The sequence below is a fragment of the Actinophytocola sp. genome (assembly GCF_036402745.1).
Classification (GTDB): Bacteria; Actinomycetota; Actinomycetes; order Mycobacteriales; family Pseudonocardiaceae; genus Actinophytocola.
The window spans coordinates 1-16,108 of record NZ_DASWSJ010000390.1 but is presented as its reverse complement, the minus strand read 5'-3'; the positions used below and the strand labels follow the sequence as shown (position 1 = coordinate 16,108).

Sequence of the window (16,108 nt, the reverse complement as noted above, 5' to 3'; positions counted from 1 at the left end):
CTCCTCATGCGCGGCGTTGCTCTCCTCGTACCGCTGATACATGAGCTGCGGCAACTGAACGAGCGCCATGAGCCCGTTCCCGGGCGCGTCCCGAATGATGTCCGCCGGCGCGTAAGACACAGGCTCCGGCATAGCCCGCCGCGCCGCGCCCGCCGCCTCGTTCTGGCTGGCGACGGACGTGCTGGCCGCGGAGAGATCCTGGCCAGTGAGGTCGCTCCACCGGCCGATCTGGCCGAGCCGGGACCGCATCGCCTCGGCGGCGTCACCGGTCCAGCCCGACTCGGACCGGGTGCTCGCCAGCCTGAGCATCTCCGCCGCGTCGCGGAGCTCGGTACCCATCCGCTGCCACTGGTCCGCGAAGGTCTGGGTCGCCTCGAGATCGGCCGCGTCGGTCATGGCCTTCAGCTGCTCGTGATCGAAGGCGGAGTGGTTCATGTCGGCCGACGGCGCCGAACGCCTACCTTGGTCAGTCATCGTTCCCCCGTACTACGGCAGCTTGCGCTCGACCAGCCCGGCCACGTTCTCGGCCGCGCCGCAGGCCCGCGGAGTGTCACTGCCGCTGGTCGTGATCACCGTGATGTCCACAAAAGATGAGTCGGACGTCGCTATCAACACCGCACACCCGCCTTCACCACCGCCCTGGTTCTGCACGCGAATCGCCTCGTGCCCGCCGACGTTCACCGGCTCAGGGCTCGCCCCTTGCAGGTTGGCGTCGTGGATACCGACGTCCGTGACCAGGCCGACGCTCAGGACGAAGTCGCCCGACTTGCTCCAGGAGCAGCCGGGCGAGTCACCGACGTCGTCGTTCTGGCCGTTCCCGACGCCGAGTTGGGCGACCTCCTCGGCGGTGAGGAGGTCACACGGCTCGATCCCCGCCAGCGGGCTGTCACCGCCGGACGTCGGTGCCCCGGACGACGACCCGGGGGCCGTCGTGACGTCGGCGTCCGCGGCCCGCGGCGTGCCGGCCTGGGTCTCCGTGCAGCCCGTCAGCGCGAGAACCGCCACCCCGATGAGCGCCCGCAGGATCATCCTGGTCACCGCGGTTCCCCGGCCCGCGCGATGTGCTGGGCGCCCCCGGCATCGTCGCGCTGGTAGGTCTCCATGCTCTTGCGGATGGCGACCTTGAGCTGCTCCAGCTCCTTCTGGAACTTCTCGAGGACGTCCATCGCGGATCCTTCGCCGTCGACCGCCCACTCCTGGTTGAACCGGTCGAGCCGCTCGCCGTAGCCGCCACCCAGCCGCGTCGGCCTGGCCGCTCGTTGCAGCCGCGCCCGCACGGAGACGAGCCCTACCTGTATGTCGCCCAGCGCCTTGATGGTGGCGTCGCCGGTGGCCTGGTCCACGCGCAGCCGGCCGCTGGTCGCGGCGTCCACGAGATCGTGCAGGGATGAACCGGCCATGCCGCCGACGTCCATGCCGGTACCCGACGTGGTGGGCCGGGTGTCCGGGCTGGAGGCGTTCGGATCGATGTACACGAAATCCCCCTCGGTGACCAGCTGATGACGGTCAGCAGCATACCGGCCGGGAAATTCGGGCACATCGGATCGAACGTAATTAACTCGATTGCGAAGGCGTGACACTCGGCGTACCAGTGGTGCACCGGGGGTGCTACCAGGTGGTTACCGAGCGGACGCAGAAACGTGCGACGGTGGCGTAGGTCGGGAATGACACGGCATCCTGGGGGTTTAAGTGGGAATGGGGAAGCGTCCGACGGGAGGGGAGGCGGCCGTGCCAGGGTTGTCCAGTTGGGTTGCGATCGGGGACAGTTTCACTGAGGGGCTGAGCGATCTTGCCGCCGATGGGTCCTATGTGGGCTGGGCAGACCGGCTCGCGCGGACGTTCGCGGCGCGGAATCCGGAGTTCCAGTACGCCAACCTCGCGCTTCGCGGCAAGCTGCTCAAGGAGATCATCGACGAGCAGGTGCCGCTCGTGCTGCAGGTCAAGCCCGATCTCGTCAGCTTCTGTGCCGGCGGCAACGACCTGATCGTCCCGGGCAGCGACGTCGACCAGATCGCCGACGAGTTCGAGCAGGCCGTCGTCGAGCTTCGCCGGGTCAGCGACGTCGTCGTCTTCACCGGGCCCGACCCGCGCAAGCAGCCCGTCGTCCGGCGGGTGCGGGGCAAGGTCGCCATCTACAACGCACACCTGCGGGCCATCGCCGACCGGCACGGGGCCAAGCTCGTCGACCTCTGGGCGATGCCGGTCCTCGCCGACCTGCGGGCCTGGAGCGACGACCGGCTGCACTTCTCGCCCGAGGGCCACCGCCGGATTGCCTTGCGCGCCGCGGAAGTCCTGGGTGTCCCCGTCGCCGACGACTGGCGCGACCCGTTGCCGCCGGTCGATCCGACGCCCTGGTTTCGGTCCCGCCAGGCCGATCTCGCCTGGACCCGCACCCACCTGCTGCCCTGGCTGAGCCGCCAGCTGCGCGGCCAGTCCATGGGCGACGGCCTCCACCCCAAGCGGCCCGAGCTGCAGACCCTCCCCAACCACACCACCGAGAACGGGCAGGCGGCCGCCGTCTGAGCAAGCGACGACCGGCCGGCACAGTCCCCCACCGCGCCGGCCGGATCGCTCGGGCAGCACACCCCCACGTTGGCAGTGCCGCCCCGGCACTCGCATCAGGCTCCGGGACGTCGAGCACCGCGGCGCAGCCTGCCAGTTGACGGCGCCGATCGGCTAACTGTTCGCTAAACGACCAACCGCACGGCCCGTCCCAGCGCCACCGGACCCAGCGTCCGCGTCCCCTCCGAGAACTCGCTCGCCACCCGCGCCAGCCGCACGATCTCCTCGTCCTGCCCGGTTTCCAGCCCCGACTCGACCACCGCGAGCAGGTTCGTCCACTCCTGGTCGATCCAGTCGATCGCGTCCGCCGGCGTCGACATCGGCATCCGCGGCGCGTCGGGGAACTCCTCGGCCGCGGGCGGCTCCGCCGGGAGGCCCGAGCGCAGCTGGCGCTTCGCCAGATCCGCCCCTACCAGGTAGTAACGACGCAGCCGGGTCCGCGCGGCCACCTTGTCCACTTCGGACAGCTCGTGCTCGGCCAGCTCGTGCGCGTGCAGCCGGACGAGGTCGTGCATGAGGAACACGTCGCGGCTGGTCTCGGTCACCACGAAGGACGCGGCCAGCGTGCGCAGCCGCCGCCGGGCCTGCTCGATGTCGACGCCGCACAGCGCCGCCACCGGGTACGGGCCGATCATCGTGCCGGGGAACAGGCCCAGCAGCCGCACGGTCTCCGCCAGCTCGGGGCGCAGGCTCCGGTAGGTGACGTCCAGCGCGGCCCGCACGCTCGTGTCGGCCTCCTCGAGGTCCAGCGCGCCGAGCCGGCCGCGCTCGTCGGCGAGCTCCTCCACCAGCCCGGCGACCGACCACTGTGGACCGCCGGTGAGCCGCGCGCCCGCGATCCGCAGCGCCAGCGGCAGGTGCCCGCACAGTCGCGCGAGCCTGCGGCGCAGCTCCCGGTCCCGGCCCTGCGCGGGCGTGCCCGCCATGTGCTCGAGGACCTGCTCGGCGGCGTCGGCCGCGAGCGTGGCCAGCACCTGCAGCCGCGCGCCGGTCCACGCGACCAGCGCGTCCAGCCGCACCCGCGTGGTCACGACGACCAGCGAGGACGAGCCGGCCGGCAGCAGCGGGCGGACCTGGTCGGAGTCCCGCGCGTCGTCGAGGACCACGAGGACCCGCCGGTGGGCGAGGATCGACCGGTACAGCGACGCGCGGTCGTCGATCTCGATCGGCACGTCCTCCAGGCCGACGCCGAGCGCCAGCAGGAACTGGGTGAGCACGTCGGCCGGCGACATCGGCGCGTGCTGCGGGTCGAACCCGCGCAGGCTCGCGAACAGCTGGCCGTCCGGGAACCGCTCGGCGACGCGGTGCGCCCACAGCACGGCGAGCGCGGTCTTGCCGACCCCGGCCTGCCCGGCCAGCACGGCGACCGCCGGCTCGACCCGCGGCGCGTCCCCGGCCGGCAGCAGCCGGTGCAGCCACGCGAGCTCCTGCTCCCGGCCGGCGAACCCGGAGGGCGCGCGTGGCAGCTGGGCCGGCACCAGCACGCCGACCCGCGGCGCGACGACCGGCTCGGGCGAGGGCTCGAGCAGGGTCGTGTCGTCGCGGAGTACCCGCAGGTGCAGGCCCCGCAGCTGCGGGCCGGGGTCCATGCCGAGCTCGGCGGACGCGCGGTGGGCGAAGCGCTGGTATGCGGCGAGCGCGGTGGCCCGGCGGCCCGAGCGGTACAGGGCGAGCACGAGCTGACCGACGAGCCGCTCGCGGAACGGCTGCTCGTCGACCAGCTGGGTCAGCTCACCGATGATCTCGTGGTGCCGGCCGAGCTCGAGGTCCGCGTCGAACCGCGCCTCCAGGACGGCGAGCCGCAGCTCGGTGAGCTCGGGCGCGGTGACCCGGCCGCCGAGGTCGGCGAGCTCGGTGCCGCGCCACAACGCCTGCGCGGTGCGAAGCAGGTCGGCGCGGCGGACGGCGGGCGTGCCGCGGGCCTCCGCGAGGAGCGTTCGCGCGACGGTGACGTCGATCAGCGCCTCGTCGACCTCGAACCGGTAGCCGGGCGGGGCCGTCGCGATCCGCATGTCGCCTTCGTTGACCGCGCCGAGGCGCTGGCGCAGGCGGGAGACGTAGCCCTGCACCATGGTACGCGCGCTCGCCGGCGGCTCGTGCGCCCAGAGGACGTCGACGATCCGGTCCAGCGGGACGACCTGGTTGGGCTCGAGCAGCAACATCGCAAGGACGCCACGCATGCCCGGCCCGCCGATCGGCACCGTGCGGCCGTGGACCAGCACCTGCACGGGGCCGAGCAGGCAGAACCGCAGCCCGGGCACCGTTGCGGCGGTTCGCGGCCCGCTCTGATCGGCCACGGGTCACCACCCCCAGTTACACCCGGGCGACCTCTGTCCCCGCCCGGCCGACATCTGCACAAGGTACGGGCTCACCGGCCGGAAAGGCGATCTCCGGCGGCCGCTCATCATCCAGATGGCCTAACACCCTTCGAGGCGTTCGGCCGCCGGCCCCCCGGTATCAGTTCTACGGCCGGAGTTCGGGGGCCGGAGGTCAGCGCCTACCGCGTCAGCGGGGTGAAGTCCCGCGACGCCACGTAGCTCGGCCTCGGCGTGCCGCCGCTGAACGGGGTGCCCAGCGCGTTCTCCACACTGTTGAACACCAGGAAGATGTGCGCCCGCGGGAACGGCGTGATGTTGTTGCCCGACCCGTGCATCAGGTTCGCGTCGAACATCACCGCCGTGCCGGCCGGCGCGGTGAACTGCTCGATGCCGTACGCGCTCGCCAGACTCGTCAGGTGCTCGGCGCTCGGCAGCCCGATCTCGTGGTCGGCCAGTGGGGTCCGGTAGTGCTCCGGTGGCGTCCCGCCGGCACACGGCACGAACATCCGGTGCGAGCCCGGCATCATCATCAGGCCACCGTTGAACGGGTGGTGATCCGTCAGCGCGATCGACATCGACACCGCGCGCGGCACCCGCATCCCGTCCTCCACGTGCCACGTCTCGAAGTCCGAGTGCCAGTAGTGCCCGCGCCCCTCGAACGCCGCGAGGTACGTCGCGCGACTCTGGTGCACGTACACCTCCGAGCCGAGGATCTGCCGGGCCCGGTCGAGCACCCGCGGATCCCGCACGAGCTCGGCCACCAGCGGCGACTCGCGGTGCACCGAGAAGATCGTGCGGACCTCGCCGCCCTCGGTGATGACGCCGTTGCGCGCCCGGTCCGCGGCGAGCCGGTCGAGCTCGTGGCGGAACGCGTTCACCTCGCCGGGGCTCAGCAGGTCGTGGTGCACCGAGTAGCCGCGGCTGTCGTGCGCGGCCAGGGTGGCCGGGTCGATCGGACCCGCCGTCCCGGTCGTCCACACGGTCGGCTCGACGCGGTCCAGCAACCCGGGATCGCCGGTGATCCTTGTGGGATAGGGGTCGGCGGTCCCGGTCCGGGTGAGCGTCATGCGCTCTTCTCCTCCATCTCGGGTTTCTCGACGAGCAGCGGGTAGACGCCGTTCTCGTCGTGCACCTCGCGGCCGGTCACCGGCGGGTTGAACACGCACACGGTGCGCATGTCGGTCCTCGGCCGCAGCTGGTGGTGGTCGTGCTTGTCCAGCAGGTAGAGGCTGCCGGGGCGTAGCTCATAGGTGGTGCCGGTCTCCTTGTCGAGCAGCTCACCCTCGCCCTCGACGACGAACACCGCCTCGATGTGGTTGGCGTACCAGAAGTCGTTGACCGTGCCGGCGTACAGCGTCGTCTCGTGCACGGAGAAGCCGACGCCCTCCTTGGCCAGCACGATCCGCTTGCTGCGCCAGTTGGGCGTCCTGATGTCGCGGTCGGTGTCGTCCAGGTCCTGCACCGATCTGACGAACACGGCTTTCTCTCCTTTGTCCCTCGAGCTCAGGCGCACACCGCGTGCACGGAATCGACCAGCAGGTCAAGGCCCTGCGCCAGCTCGTCGTCGGTGACGGTGAGCGGCGGCATCACCTTCGCGACCTCGCCCTCGGGGCCCGAGGTCTCCATCAGCAGCCCGCGGTCGAACGCGGCGCGGCACACCTTCGAAGCGAGAGCACCGCTCTCAAACGAGAGCCCCCGTGCGAGTCCGCGTCCCTTGGCGAAGATCGGCGTGCCCGGCAGCGCCTCGACCAGCGAGTTCATGACCCGCCCGACCTGCTCGCCCTTGGCGAGCGTGCTCTTCTCGAGCTTGTCGTCGGTCCAGTACGTGCGCAGCGCCTCGGTCGAGGTGACGAACGCGGGGTTGATGCCGCGGAACGTGCCGTTGTGCTCGCCGGGCTCCCAGATGTCGAGCTCCGGGCGGAAGAGGGTGAGCGCGAGCGGCAGCCCGTAGCCGCCGATCGACTTGGACAGGCACACGATGTCCGGGGTGATCCCGGCGGACTCGAAGCTGAAGAACGGCCCGGTGCGGCCGCAGCCCATCTGCACGTCGTCGACGATCAGCAGCATGTCGTGCCGCTGGCACAGGTCGGCGAGGCCACGCAGCCACTCGTCGCGCGCGACGTTGATGCCGCCCTCGCCCTGCACGGTCTCGACGATCACCGCGGCCGGCTCGTTGAGCCCCGAGCCGCTGTCGTCGAGCAGCCGCTCGAACCACAGGAAGTCCTCGACCTTGCCGTCGAGGTAGTTGTCGTACGGCATCGGGGTGGCGTGCACGAGCGGGATGCCGGCGCCGCCGCGTTTCATCGAGTTGCCGGTGACCGACAGCGCGCCGAGCGTCATGCCGTGGAACGCGTTGGTGAAGTTGATGATCGACTCGCGGCCGGTGACCTTGCGGGCGAGCTTGAGTGCCGCCTCGACGGAGTTCGCGCCGGCGGGGCCGGGGAACATGATCTTGTAGTCGAGCTCGCGGGGATGGAGGACGACCTCGGTGAAGGTCTCCAGGAAGTCCCGCTTGGCCACGGTCTGCATGTCGAGCGCGTGGGTGACGCCGTCGCGCTGGATGTAGTCGATCAGGGCCTGCTTGAGCACGGGGTTGTTGTGGCCGTAGTTGAGCGCGCCGGCCCCGGCGAAGAAGTCGAGGTACGGCCGGCCGTCCTCGCCGTAGAGCCAGGAGCCGGTGGCACGGTCGAACACGACCGGCCAACTTCGGCAGTAGCTGCGCACCTCGGACTCAACGGTCTCGAATATGTTCACGACTCTCCTCAAACGCGGCTGCGCCGCGCACGTGCATTCAGCGCGATGATCACGCGGAGCAACGGGACACCTGGACGACTACGAGGCGGCGGCGGGCACCGATCTGATGCCGGGGGCGGGCGCGAAGGGCCCGATGCGGAACCGCACCTCGGACTCGTGCTCGTCGGGGAACTCGCCGGCATCGAACGTGCCGGCGCGGTCCATGGACGCGTTCCAGCGCTGCGCGAGCGACGCGAACAGCGCGTTGGACGCGGTGTTGTCGGGCGTGATCGTGGTCTCCATGAGCCGCACGCCGTCGTCGGCGAGGCGGCTTACCAGGGCATCCAGCAGCGCGCCGGCCGTGCCCCGGCCGCGCTGGGAGCGATCCACCGCGATCTGCCACACCACGACCGTGTCGGGCATGGTGGGTCTGCGGTAGCCGATCACGAAGCCGACCACCTGGCCGTCGACCCTGGCGACCAATGATGTGTCGGCGAAATCGTGGCACCACATGAGGTACGCGTAGGAGGAGTTCAGATCCAGCTTTCCGGAATCGCGCGCGATTCGCCAGATTGCCGCTCCGTCCTTTGTGGACGGTTTGTCGATCACAAGCTCCAACGCTCCCCGAATGTCGCCGTTGGCACGGTTGGCGTGCTTTCCGGACATACTCAAAGAACGTAACAGAGAATTTTCCAACGGTCAGAAGGAGCAGGTCAAGACGGCCGCATCACCTGCGGATTCGAAAGAAACGGTGTGAGAACCCTCGCACCTTCGTTGCGATCACCGTCCGAAATATGGTATATAGCGCGGTGACTATCAGGATCTTCTTGGTTGACGACCACGAGATCGTCCGGCGCGGCATCGCCGATCTCTTGGAGGACGAGCCGGACCTTCGCATCGTGGGTGAGGCGGCGTCGGTCGCGGAGGCGATGACCCGCATCCCCACAAGCACGGCCCACGTTGCCGTGCTCGACGTGCGCATGCCCGACGGCAACGGCGTGGAGCTGTGCCGCGACCTGCGCTCGCTGATGCCGGACCTCCACTGCCTGATCCTCACGTCGTACTCCGACGACGAGGCGCTGCTGAACGCGATCATGGCGGGCGCGGCGGGGTTCGTGCTGAAGGAGGTCCTCGGGAACGACCTGATCAACGCGGTCCGCACGGTCGGCGCCGGCGGCTCCCTGCTGGACGGCCGGACGACGGAGGCGCTGATGAAGCGCCTGCGGCGGGGCCGGGGCGGCGACGGCGGGCCGCTGGCGGACCTGACCGACCAGGAGCGCGCGGTGTTCGACCTGATCGGCCAGGGGATGACGAACCGGCAGATCGCCGAGCGGCTGTACCTGGCGGAGAAGACGGTGAAGAACTACGTCTCCCACCTGCTCGCGAAGCTGGGCATGCAACGCCGCACCCAGGCGGCGGTGTTGGCGGCGGAGCTGAAGTCGAAGAAGCCGCCGGAGGCCTGATCGGCACCGGTGGCTCGAGCGGCGCGGTGGCTCGACCGGCGCAGTGGTTCGAGCGGCGCACCGGGCGATCGGGCGCGGCCGGGCGCGACCAGGCGCAGCCGGTGGCCTGGAGGACTGGCGATGCTCGGCGGCCAGGCAGGTCCGGGCGACTTGTCCACAGGCGGACTCGACGCGAACCGAAACCGTCGGTGCCCGCCCGTACGCTGGAAACCGGGGCCGGAGGCCTCAGCCCTGGGCCAGTGGGACTCTCCAGGTCAAGCGGGTGCCACCTTCCGGGCCGGGGGCCATGTGCAGGCCGCCGCCGAACTTGGCGGCTCTGCGTTCTATCCCCAGCAAGCCACTGCGGCCCACCCCCGGTGGGAAGCCGACACCGTCGTCGACCACGTCTATCACCAGGTCGGCGCCCGCTTCCACGGTGACCACGATCGTGCCGGCGTGCGAGTGGCGGACCGCGTTGCTGACCGCCTCGCGCAGGACCGCGGTCGCGTGGGCCGCCAGGTCCTCGTCCACCACCGTGTCGACCGGGCCCGAGATGCGGACCGACGGCGACACCTCGGCGTCCGCGGCCAGGTCGTCGACGATGTCCAGCATCCGGCGGCGCAGGCTGGCCGCGGCATCCGTGCCGGCGGTGTGCAGGTCGAAGATCGACGTGCGGATCTCGCGGACCGTCTCGTCCAGCTGCTCCACCGCGCGGGTCACCCGGCTGCGCACCTGCGGATCGGCGATCCGGCGAACCGTGCCCTGCAGGCTCATCCCCGTCGCGAACAGCCGCTGGATCACGTGATCGTGCAGGTCACCGGCGATCCGGTCGCGGTCGGCGAGCACGTCGAGCTGGCGCTGTGCCCGGTGCTTCTCGGCCAGCTCCATCGCGAACGCGGCCTGGTCCGCGAACGATGCCAGTAGCGGCACCTCACTACGCACGTACTGCACCGAACCCTTGTCCCGCATGGCGAGCAGCACACCGCGCACGACATTGCCCGCGCCGAACGGCACCGCGACCGCCGGCCCGAAGTCGCCGCCGGACACGCCCCAGCCCTCGGGCGTCACGTTGGCGAGGTTCGGGATGATCTCCGACGTCCGGGTGCGGAAGACGCCGGCGACCATCGGCTCGGCCGCGTTGATCCGCACCCCGGTCAGCTCGTCGCCGCGGTCGCCGGCGCCGGCCCGGACCATCACGTGGCCGGTGGGGTCGGCGAGCAGGATCAGCGCGCAGTCCGACTTCGACAGCTCGCGGGTCTTGCTGGCGATGAGGTCCAGCGCGTCCTGGCTGGACGCGCCGCCGAGCAGGTGCGCGTTGACCTCGCGCGAGGCCTCCAGCCACCGCTCGCGCAGCCGGGTCTCCTCGAACAGCCGCGCGTTCTCGATCGCCACGCCGGCCGCGGCGGCCAGGCCCTGGAGCACCACCTCGTCGTCGGAGGTGAACTCGCCCGCGCCACGCTTCTCCGTGAGGTACAGGTTGCCGAAGACCTCGTCGCGTACCCGGATCGGGGCGCCGAGGAAGCTGCGCATCGGCGGGTGGTTCGGCGGGAAGCCGACCGACGCGGGGTGCTCGGTGAGGTCGCCGACGCGGATCGGGTGCGGGTGCTCGATGAGCACGCCGAGCAGGCCCCGGCCCTCCGGCAGGTCACCCATGACCGCCTTGGTCTCGTCGTCGATGCCGACGTGCACGAACTCCGCCAGCCGCTCGCGCTCGTCGGGGCTCAGCACGCCGAGCGCGCCGTAGCGGGCGTCGACCAGCTCTACCGCGGTGCGCACGATCCGGTCCAGCGTGCCCTCGAGCTCGAGACCGGCGCCGACCGCGACGACGGCGTCGAGGAGACCCTGCAGGCGGTCGCGGGTGCGGACGATCTCGGTCAGCCGGCTCTGCAGATCGCCGAGGAGCCCGTCGAGGATCAACCCGTCGGGTTGCGCGCTCGCGTTCTCGCGAGCGGTGGTCCGCGCCTGCTCTTCCGGCATGGGCAACCCCGATGTCCAGGGGGGATGACGCCGGCTACGCGCCACCTGCGGAGGGAGACCCTCGGCACACCGCCTATCGACCGGTGAGGACGCTCTGTTACCACCTCTACGGAGCGTGTTCGCCGCGTGCAATTTGCGTCGCACCGCGCGACCGGGCACACGACGGCCGTCCCGGCCAGCGGGCACGGCGCCGGCGTGGCACGATCGCTCCGCCCGGGCAGCGTGTCGGCCAGGGCCGAAGGTCCTACCCGAGGTGGTGTATTTGTGCCCTGGTGCGGTGGGTGGACGCGGCTCATGATTCAGTCCGCTCGGGGGGCCAGAGGGAGGTGACCGGTTGCGCGGCGAGCCACGTCGGATGGCGGAGCTGACGCGTCCGGAGTCCCTTCGGCTGCTCGACCAGGTGCCCATCGGCCGCATCGTCTACACCGTGCGCGCGCTGCCCGCGATCGTGCCGGTGAGCCACGTCGTCGACAACGGGATGATCGTCGTGCGCGCCCACGTCGGCGCGGAATGCGCCGGCTCGGTCGTGGCCTACCAGGCCGACCAGATCGACGTCGAGGAGCGGCTCGGCTGGACCGTCACGGTCACCGGGGTGGCGCGCCGGGTGCTCGACCCGGAGGAGCTCGCCGGCTTCGAGACCCGGCTCACCCCGCTCGTCAGCGCCGAGGGCGTGGAGACCATCCGGATCTACCCGGAGATCGTGACCGGCTACCGGCTGGTCGATCCCTCCCTTTGACGGTTACGGCACCTCGCCGGTCCGCGTTACGTTCCGAGGCATGCGTCGTCACGGTATGGCCGCCGCCCTGGCGGCGGTCGCCGCGCTCGCGGCCACCCTGCTGCCCGCCTCCTCCGCCGCCGCGCCCGACGTGCGGGCCGCGCCGGCCACCGACGTGATCGTGCACCTGTTCCAGTGGCCGTGGGCCTCGGTCGCGTCCGAATGCGTGAACGTCTTGGGGCCCAAGGGTTTCGCCGCGGTGCAGGTGTCGCCGCCGCAGGAGCACGTGGTGCTCGCCGGCCAGGGTTACCCGTGGTGGCAGGACTATCAGCCGGTGAGCTACCAGCTCACCTCGCGGCGCGGGGACCGGGCGGCGTTCGCGTCGATGGTGGCGACGTGTCACTCGGCCGGCGTGAAGATCTACGTCGACGCGGTCGTCAACCACATGGCGGGCGGCGGGTCCGGCGGGGCGGGCAGCGGCGGGTCGACGTTCTCCCACTACGCCTACCCCGCGGTTCCCTACGGCGACGGGGACTTCCACCACTGCGGACGCAACGGCAACGACGACATCGCGAACTGGGCCGACCGCTGGGAGGTGCAGAACTGCGAGCTGGTCGACCTGTCGGACCTGCGCACCGAGTCCCCCTACGTGCGCGACCGGCTGGCGGGCTACCTCAACGACCTCGTCTCCCTCGGCGTGGACGGGTTCCGGGTCGACGCGGCGAAGCACGTGCCGGCCGCGGACCTGGCCGCGCTGTACGGGTCGCTGACCGGGAGCCCGTACATCTACCAGGAGGTCATCGAGGGCGGGCCGGGCGAGATCAGCCCGACCGAGTACACCGGGATCGGCGACGTGACCGAGTTCCGTTACGGCGACCGGGTGAGCGCCGCGTTCCGCGACGGCAACCTGCCGCAGGCCGCGTCGGTGGCCGACTCGATGCTCCTGGCCGGCGACGACGCGATCGCGTTCATCGACAACCACGACACGCAACGCAACGGCCGCCCTGTTCTGTCCTACAAGGACGGTGCGGTCTACGCGCTGGCCGAGGCGTTCATGCTGGCCTGGCCGTGGGGGCATGCTCAAGTAATGTCGAGCTTCTCCTTCGGTGGCGCGGACCAGGGCCCGCCGGCCGCGGCGTCGGGCCAGACGTCCGCGGTGAGCTGCGGCAACGGCTGGGAGTGCGAGCACCGGTGGCGGACGACGGCCAACCTGGTCGGGTTCCGCAACGAGGTGTGGGGCACCGACGTGACGAACTGGTGGACCAACGGCGGCAGCCAGCTCGCGTTCGGCCGGGGTACCAAGGGTTTCGTGGTGTTCAACCGGTCCGGCGGCGCGCTGACGCAGACGTTCCAGACGAGCCTGCCGGCGGGCCGCTACTGCGACGTGGCGGCCGGCGACCCGGGTGGTTCGTGCCCGGGCTACGACGTGGGCGCGGACGGCCGGTTCACCGCGACCGTGGGCCCGAACGGCCTGCTGGCCCTGCACACCGGCGCCCGCCAGTAGTTGTCCACAGGGCCGCCTCGACCCGGCCGAAACCGTCGGTGCCCGCCCGTAGGCTGGAAAGCGGGGGGCCCCCGCGAGTCCGGAGTTGTCCACAGCCCCGGTCCGCGCGACCGAAACTGTCGGTGGCCGCGGATAAGCTGGATCCCGGGGGGCCGGAGGCCACGCCCGGCCCCGATTCCGGCGGTTGTCCACAGGCCCGCTCGGCCGCGCCCAGAAATGGTCGGTGTGCCTCAGTACGCTGATGGCCGGGGGCCGGAGGCCGGCCGGGTCACGGCCTGAGGCCGGCGAAGATCACCTCCTGGGTGCGCCGGCGCAGGTCGTCGTCCCAGCCGCCGTGCAGTGCGCCCTGCGCGGTGGCCGTGAGCAACGCCATCACCTCGTCGAGGCGCACCTCCCGCCGCACCGCCCTCGCGTCCTGCGCCTGGGCCAGCAGCGCGCCGACCGCGTCGCGGAGCGTGGCGAGCGGCTCGGCCACCCCCACCTCGACCCCGCCCGCGGCCAGCAGGTCGACGACCGACTTCTTCGCCGCGGCCTGCTCCACCACGCGGGCGAAGAAGTCGAACAGCGCGGTGCGCGGGTCGCCGGCGGCGAGCTCGGTCACCTCGGCGGTGAGTCGGGCCAGCAGCTCCTTGACGATGGCCGACAGCAGGTCCCGCTTGGTCGGGAAGTGCCGGAACACGGTGCCGATCGCGACCCCGGCGCGCGCCGCCACCTCCTCGGTCGACGCGCCGGTCCCATGTTGGCCGAACACCTCCTCGGCGGCGGCGAGGATGCGTTCCCGGTTGCGCCGGGCGTCGGCGCGCTGCGGCTTACTTGACAAAATGAGTCCTTACTCATAATCCTTAACGTGAGCGCTCACTCATCTTACCGTATCCGATTGGAGTGACCGATGAAGGACGTGTTGAGGCGGATCGAGGACTACTTCCTGGGCCGCGACCGCTCGCCGGACATGTGGGCGCCGGACCTGGTGGTGGAGGAGCCGTTCGCGCCGCCGGGCCAGCCGCGCCGGTACGAGACCCGGGACGAGTTCGCGGCGGCGACCCAGGCGGCGCGTGACTCGTTCCCGGTGCGCTTCGAGTCGCTGACGTGGACCGCGGTGCACGAGACGGCGGACCCGGAGGTCCTGGTGCTGGAGTACGAGCTGGGCGGCACGGTTCTCACGACCGGCAAGCAGGCGTCGGCGCCGTTCGTGGTCGTGCTGCGGGTGCGCGCCGGGAAGATCGTCCACTGGCGCGAGTACCAGGACAAGCTCGCCATCGCCGCCGCGCTCGGCGAGCCGGTCATGACCAGCTGATCGACGACGGGTCGGTCGCCAGCGCGCGCAGGCGGTCGAGCACACCGGTCGTGGCCAGGTCGTAGGCCGCGTCGTCGTCGTGCAGGACCGAGCGGGCGTTGGCGGCCGCACCCATCGCGTCGAGCTCGAAGGCGAGCTGCCGGGCGTCGCATGTGGACTGAAGCTCGCCCAGCTGGCGGGCGTCCTCGGCGGCGCGTTCCAGCAGCGCGGTCCAGGTGGCCAGGGCCGCGGCCACCGCGTCGCGGACCCGGCCGGGCCGGGCGTCGTACTCCGCGGCGGCCGAGAAGAAGAAGCAGCCGCCGGGGAAGACGCGGCCGCGGGAGTACGCGAGCCAGCCGGAACACAGGCGCCACAGGCGTTCCAGGCCCGGCGGGGTCTCGAGCGCGGGCCGCACCACCTGGTCGACGAAGATCTCGCGGGCCGCCTCGACGGTGGCCAGCTGCAGCTCCTCCTTCGAGCCGAACCGGGCGAACACGCCGCTCTTGCTGACCTCGAGCTCGCCGGCCAGCCGGCCGATGGACAGGCCCTCCAGCCCCTCCACCGACGCGATGGCCATGGCGCGGGCCAGCACCGTGGCGCGGGTCTGCTCGCCGCGCAGCACGCGGCCGTCGGTCGACACGCCAACAATCTAGACGATCGTGCTCGCTTCTTCCACAACTGTGGACACCGCTTGTGGACAACCGCTAACCTGCCCGCGAAACATTTAGCACGATCGGTCACAAAGGGGTTGCCATGGATGTCATCGAGCTCGACCGCCGAGCCAGCGCCGCCACGGGCGCGATCATCGACCGGGTGCCGGCAGGGCTGCTCGACGCGCGGACACCGTGTACGAAGTGGACAGTGCGGGAGATCGTCACGCACCTGGTGGACAACAACCGGTCACTGGTCGCGCAGGCCCGCGACGAGACCGACGCCGACATCGGCATGGGTATCGGCACGGACTTCACCACGACGAGCCGGGTGTTCACCGAGACGTTCGCCGACCCGGCGATGCTGACCAGGCGGTTCGAGCTGGCCAGGATCCCCACCGACGGCCGGGGTGTCGTCTCCGTGCACTTCGCCGACGTCCTCGTGCACGGCTGGGACATCGGTCGCGCCGCGGGCCTTTCCGTCACCATCGACGAGGACCTCGCGCACGCCGCGCTGCGCATCACCGCCCGGATGCCCGACGGCCTTCGCGGGCCGGACAGGGCGTTCGCCCACGCTCGCCCGGCACCCGACGACGCACCCGTGCACACAAGGCTGCTGGCCTTCCTCGGCCGCGACCCGGAGTGGTCGCCCGCCTAAGGCCTGTCTCGTAGATCATCGGGTTAAGTCCCGCACCGACCACCGGAACCTCAGGGGACCGTGACGACACCCAGCCACCACCCACCCCGATACCCACACCATTCGCCGGAACCCAACGCACACTTTCAATCCCGGGGAGGCGGACTAGTCGACGACCCGGACGGTGACCGGTCCCAGCCGGTCGAACTCGGCGCGGTACACCTCGCCCGCGGCCATCGGCACCGCGGCGTGCAGCGCGCCGGTCATGATCAGCTGGCCGGGCTCCAGCGCCACGCC

17 protein-coding genes are annotated in these 16,108 nt (G+C 71.2%); 6 read left to right on the top strand and 11 right to left on the bottom strand.

What is annotated here, in order from left to right; translation table 11 throughout:
• The 3 genes from VGD70_RS34640 to VGD70_RS34630 all read right to left on the bottom strand — a co-directional run.
• Window positions 1-435 (bottom strand): hypothetical protein (locus VGD70_RS34640; RefSeq protein ID WP_331088984.1); only part of this gene is annotated, 435 nt, incomplete at its 3' end.
• A 51-nt stretch (window positions 436-486) separates the two neighbouring features.
• Window positions 487-1,029, bottom strand: a complete 543-nt coding sequence (locus tag VGD70_RS34635) for a DUF3558 domain-containing protein (protein WP_331088986.1) — start codon at window positions 1,027-1,029, stop codon at window positions 487-489.
• Window positions 1,030-1,034: 5 nt separating this feature from the next.
• Entirely contained in the window at window positions 1,035-1,475 is a 441-nt protein-coding gene (locus VGD70_RS34630) for a hypothetical protein (protein ID WP_331088982.1), read from the bottom strand.
• A gap of 253 nt (window positions 1,476-1,728) precedes the next feature.
• Between VGD70_RS34630 and VGD70_RS34625 the strand changes: the two genes are divergently transcribed.
• A complete protein-coding gene (locus VGD70_RS34625) occupies window positions 1,729-2,523 on the top strand; it encodes an SGNH/GDSL hydrolase family protein (protein ID WP_331088980.1) in 795 nt (264 codons plus the stop codon).
• Between the two features lie 164 nt (window positions 2,524-2,687).
• Here VGD70_RS34625 and VGD70_RS34620 read toward each other — a convergent pair whose 3' ends face one another.
• From VGD70_RS34620 to ectA, 5 genes are all read right to left on the bottom strand, one after another.
• The gene (locus VGD70_RS34620; RefSeq protein ID WP_331088979.1) at window positions 2,688-4,859 is read right to left on the bottom strand and encodes an AfsR/SARP family transcriptional regulator; all 2,172 of its coding nucleotides are present in this window, start codon (window positions 4,857-4,859) and stop codon (window positions 2,688-2,690) included.
• A gap of 200 nt (window positions 4,860-5,059) precedes the next feature.
• Complete coding sequence (gene thpD, locus VGD70_RS34615; protein WP_331088977.1) at window positions 5,060-5,947, bottom strand: ectoine hydroxylase; 888 nt, start codon at window positions 5,945-5,947, stop codon at window positions 5,060-5,062.
• Entirely contained in the window at window positions 5,944-6,357 is a 414-nt protein-coding gene (locus VGD70_RS34610) for an ectoine synthase (protein WP_331088974.1), read from the bottom strand. The genes thpD and VGD70_RS34610 overlap by 4 nt, the downstream gene beginning before the upstream one ends.
• 26 nt (window positions 6,358-6,383) lie before the next feature.
• Window positions 6,384-7,634 (bottom strand): diaminobutyrate--2-oxoglutarate transaminase, encoded by a 1,251-nt coding sequence (gene ectB, locus VGD70_RS34605; RefSeq protein ID WP_331088972.1) that lies wholly within the window; start codon window positions 7,632-7,634, stop codon window positions 6,384-6,386.
• Window positions 7,635-7,712: 78 nt separating this feature from the next.
• Window positions 7,713-8,279 carry a diaminobutyrate acetyltransferase gene (gene ectA, locus VGD70_RS34600; RefSeq protein ID WP_331088970.1) on the bottom strand — a complete coding sequence of 189 codons (567 nt, stop codon included), beginning with the start codon at window positions 8,277-8,279 and terminating at the stop codon, window positions 7,713-7,715.
• 143 nt (window positions 8,280-8,422) lie between these two features.
• Here ectA and VGD70_RS34595 point away from each other — a divergent pair, with 143 nt between their 5' ends.
• A complete protein-coding gene (locus VGD70_RS34595; protein ID WP_331088968.1) occupies window positions 8,423-9,076 on the top strand; it encodes a response regulator transcription factor in 654 nt (217 codons plus the stop codon).
• 225 nt (window positions 9,077-9,301) lie between these two features.
• Here VGD70_RS34595 and VGD70_RS34590 read toward each other — a convergent pair whose 3' ends face one another.
• Window positions 9,302-11,032: a GAF domain-containing sensor histidine kinase gene (locus VGD70_RS34590; RefSeq protein ID WP_331088966.1), complete on the bottom strand. Its 1,731-nt coding sequence runs from the start codon at window positions 11,030-11,032 to the stop codon at window positions 9,302-9,304.
• Between the two features lie 355 nt (window positions 11,033-11,387).
• On the opposite strand from VGD70_RS34590, the gene VGD70_RS34585 reads away from it, so the two are divergent.
• Both VGD70_RS34585 and VGD70_RS34580 read left to right on the top strand, forming a co-directional pair.
• Window positions 11,388-11,768 carry a pyridoxamine 5'-phosphate oxidase family protein gene (locus VGD70_RS34585; protein WP_331088964.1) on the top strand — a complete coding sequence of 127 codons (381 nt, stop codon included), beginning with the start codon at window positions 11,388-11,390 and terminating at the stop codon, window positions 11,766-11,768.
• A gap of 40 nt (window positions 11,769-11,808) precedes the next feature.
• Complete coding sequence (locus VGD70_RS34580; protein WP_331088962.1) at window positions 11,809-13,251, top strand: alpha-amylase family protein; 1,443 nt, start codon at window positions 11,809-11,811, stop codon at window positions 13,249-13,251.
• A gap of 268 nt (window positions 13,252-13,519) precedes the next feature.
• Here the strand turns inward: VGD70_RS34580 and VGD70_RS34575 are convergent, their stop codons facing one another.
• Window positions 13,520-14,071: a TetR/AcrR family transcriptional regulator gene (locus VGD70_RS34575; RefSeq protein ID WP_331088960.1), complete on the bottom strand. Its 552-nt coding sequence runs from the start codon at window positions 14,069-14,071 to the stop codon at window positions 13,520-13,522.
• Between the two features lie 69 nt (window positions 14,072-14,140).
• Between VGD70_RS34575 and VGD70_RS34570 the strand changes: the two genes are divergently transcribed.
• Window positions 14,141-14,545, top strand: coding sequence for a nuclear transport factor 2 family protein (locus tag VGD70_RS34570; RefSeq protein ID WP_331088958.1), 405 nt, complete (start codon window positions 14,141-14,143; stop codon window positions 14,543-14,545).
• On the opposite strand, the gene VGD70_RS34565 is transcribed toward VGD70_RS34570, so the two are convergent.
• Window positions 14,532-15,164: a TetR/AcrR family transcriptional regulator gene (locus VGD70_RS34565; RefSeq protein ID WP_331088956.1), complete on the bottom strand. Its 633-nt coding sequence runs from the start codon at window positions 15,162-15,164 to the stop codon at window positions 14,532-14,534. The genes VGD70_RS34570 and VGD70_RS34565 overlap by 14 nt on opposite strands.
• Before the next feature lie 113 nt (window positions 15,165-15,277).
• Between VGD70_RS34565 and VGD70_RS34560 the strand changes: the two genes are divergently transcribed.
• Entirely contained in the window at window positions 15,278-15,832 is a 555-nt protein-coding gene (locus VGD70_RS34560; RefSeq protein WP_331088954.1) for a TIGR03086 family metal-binding protein, read from the top strand.
• Window positions 15,833-16,108 lie beyond the last annotated feature (276 nt).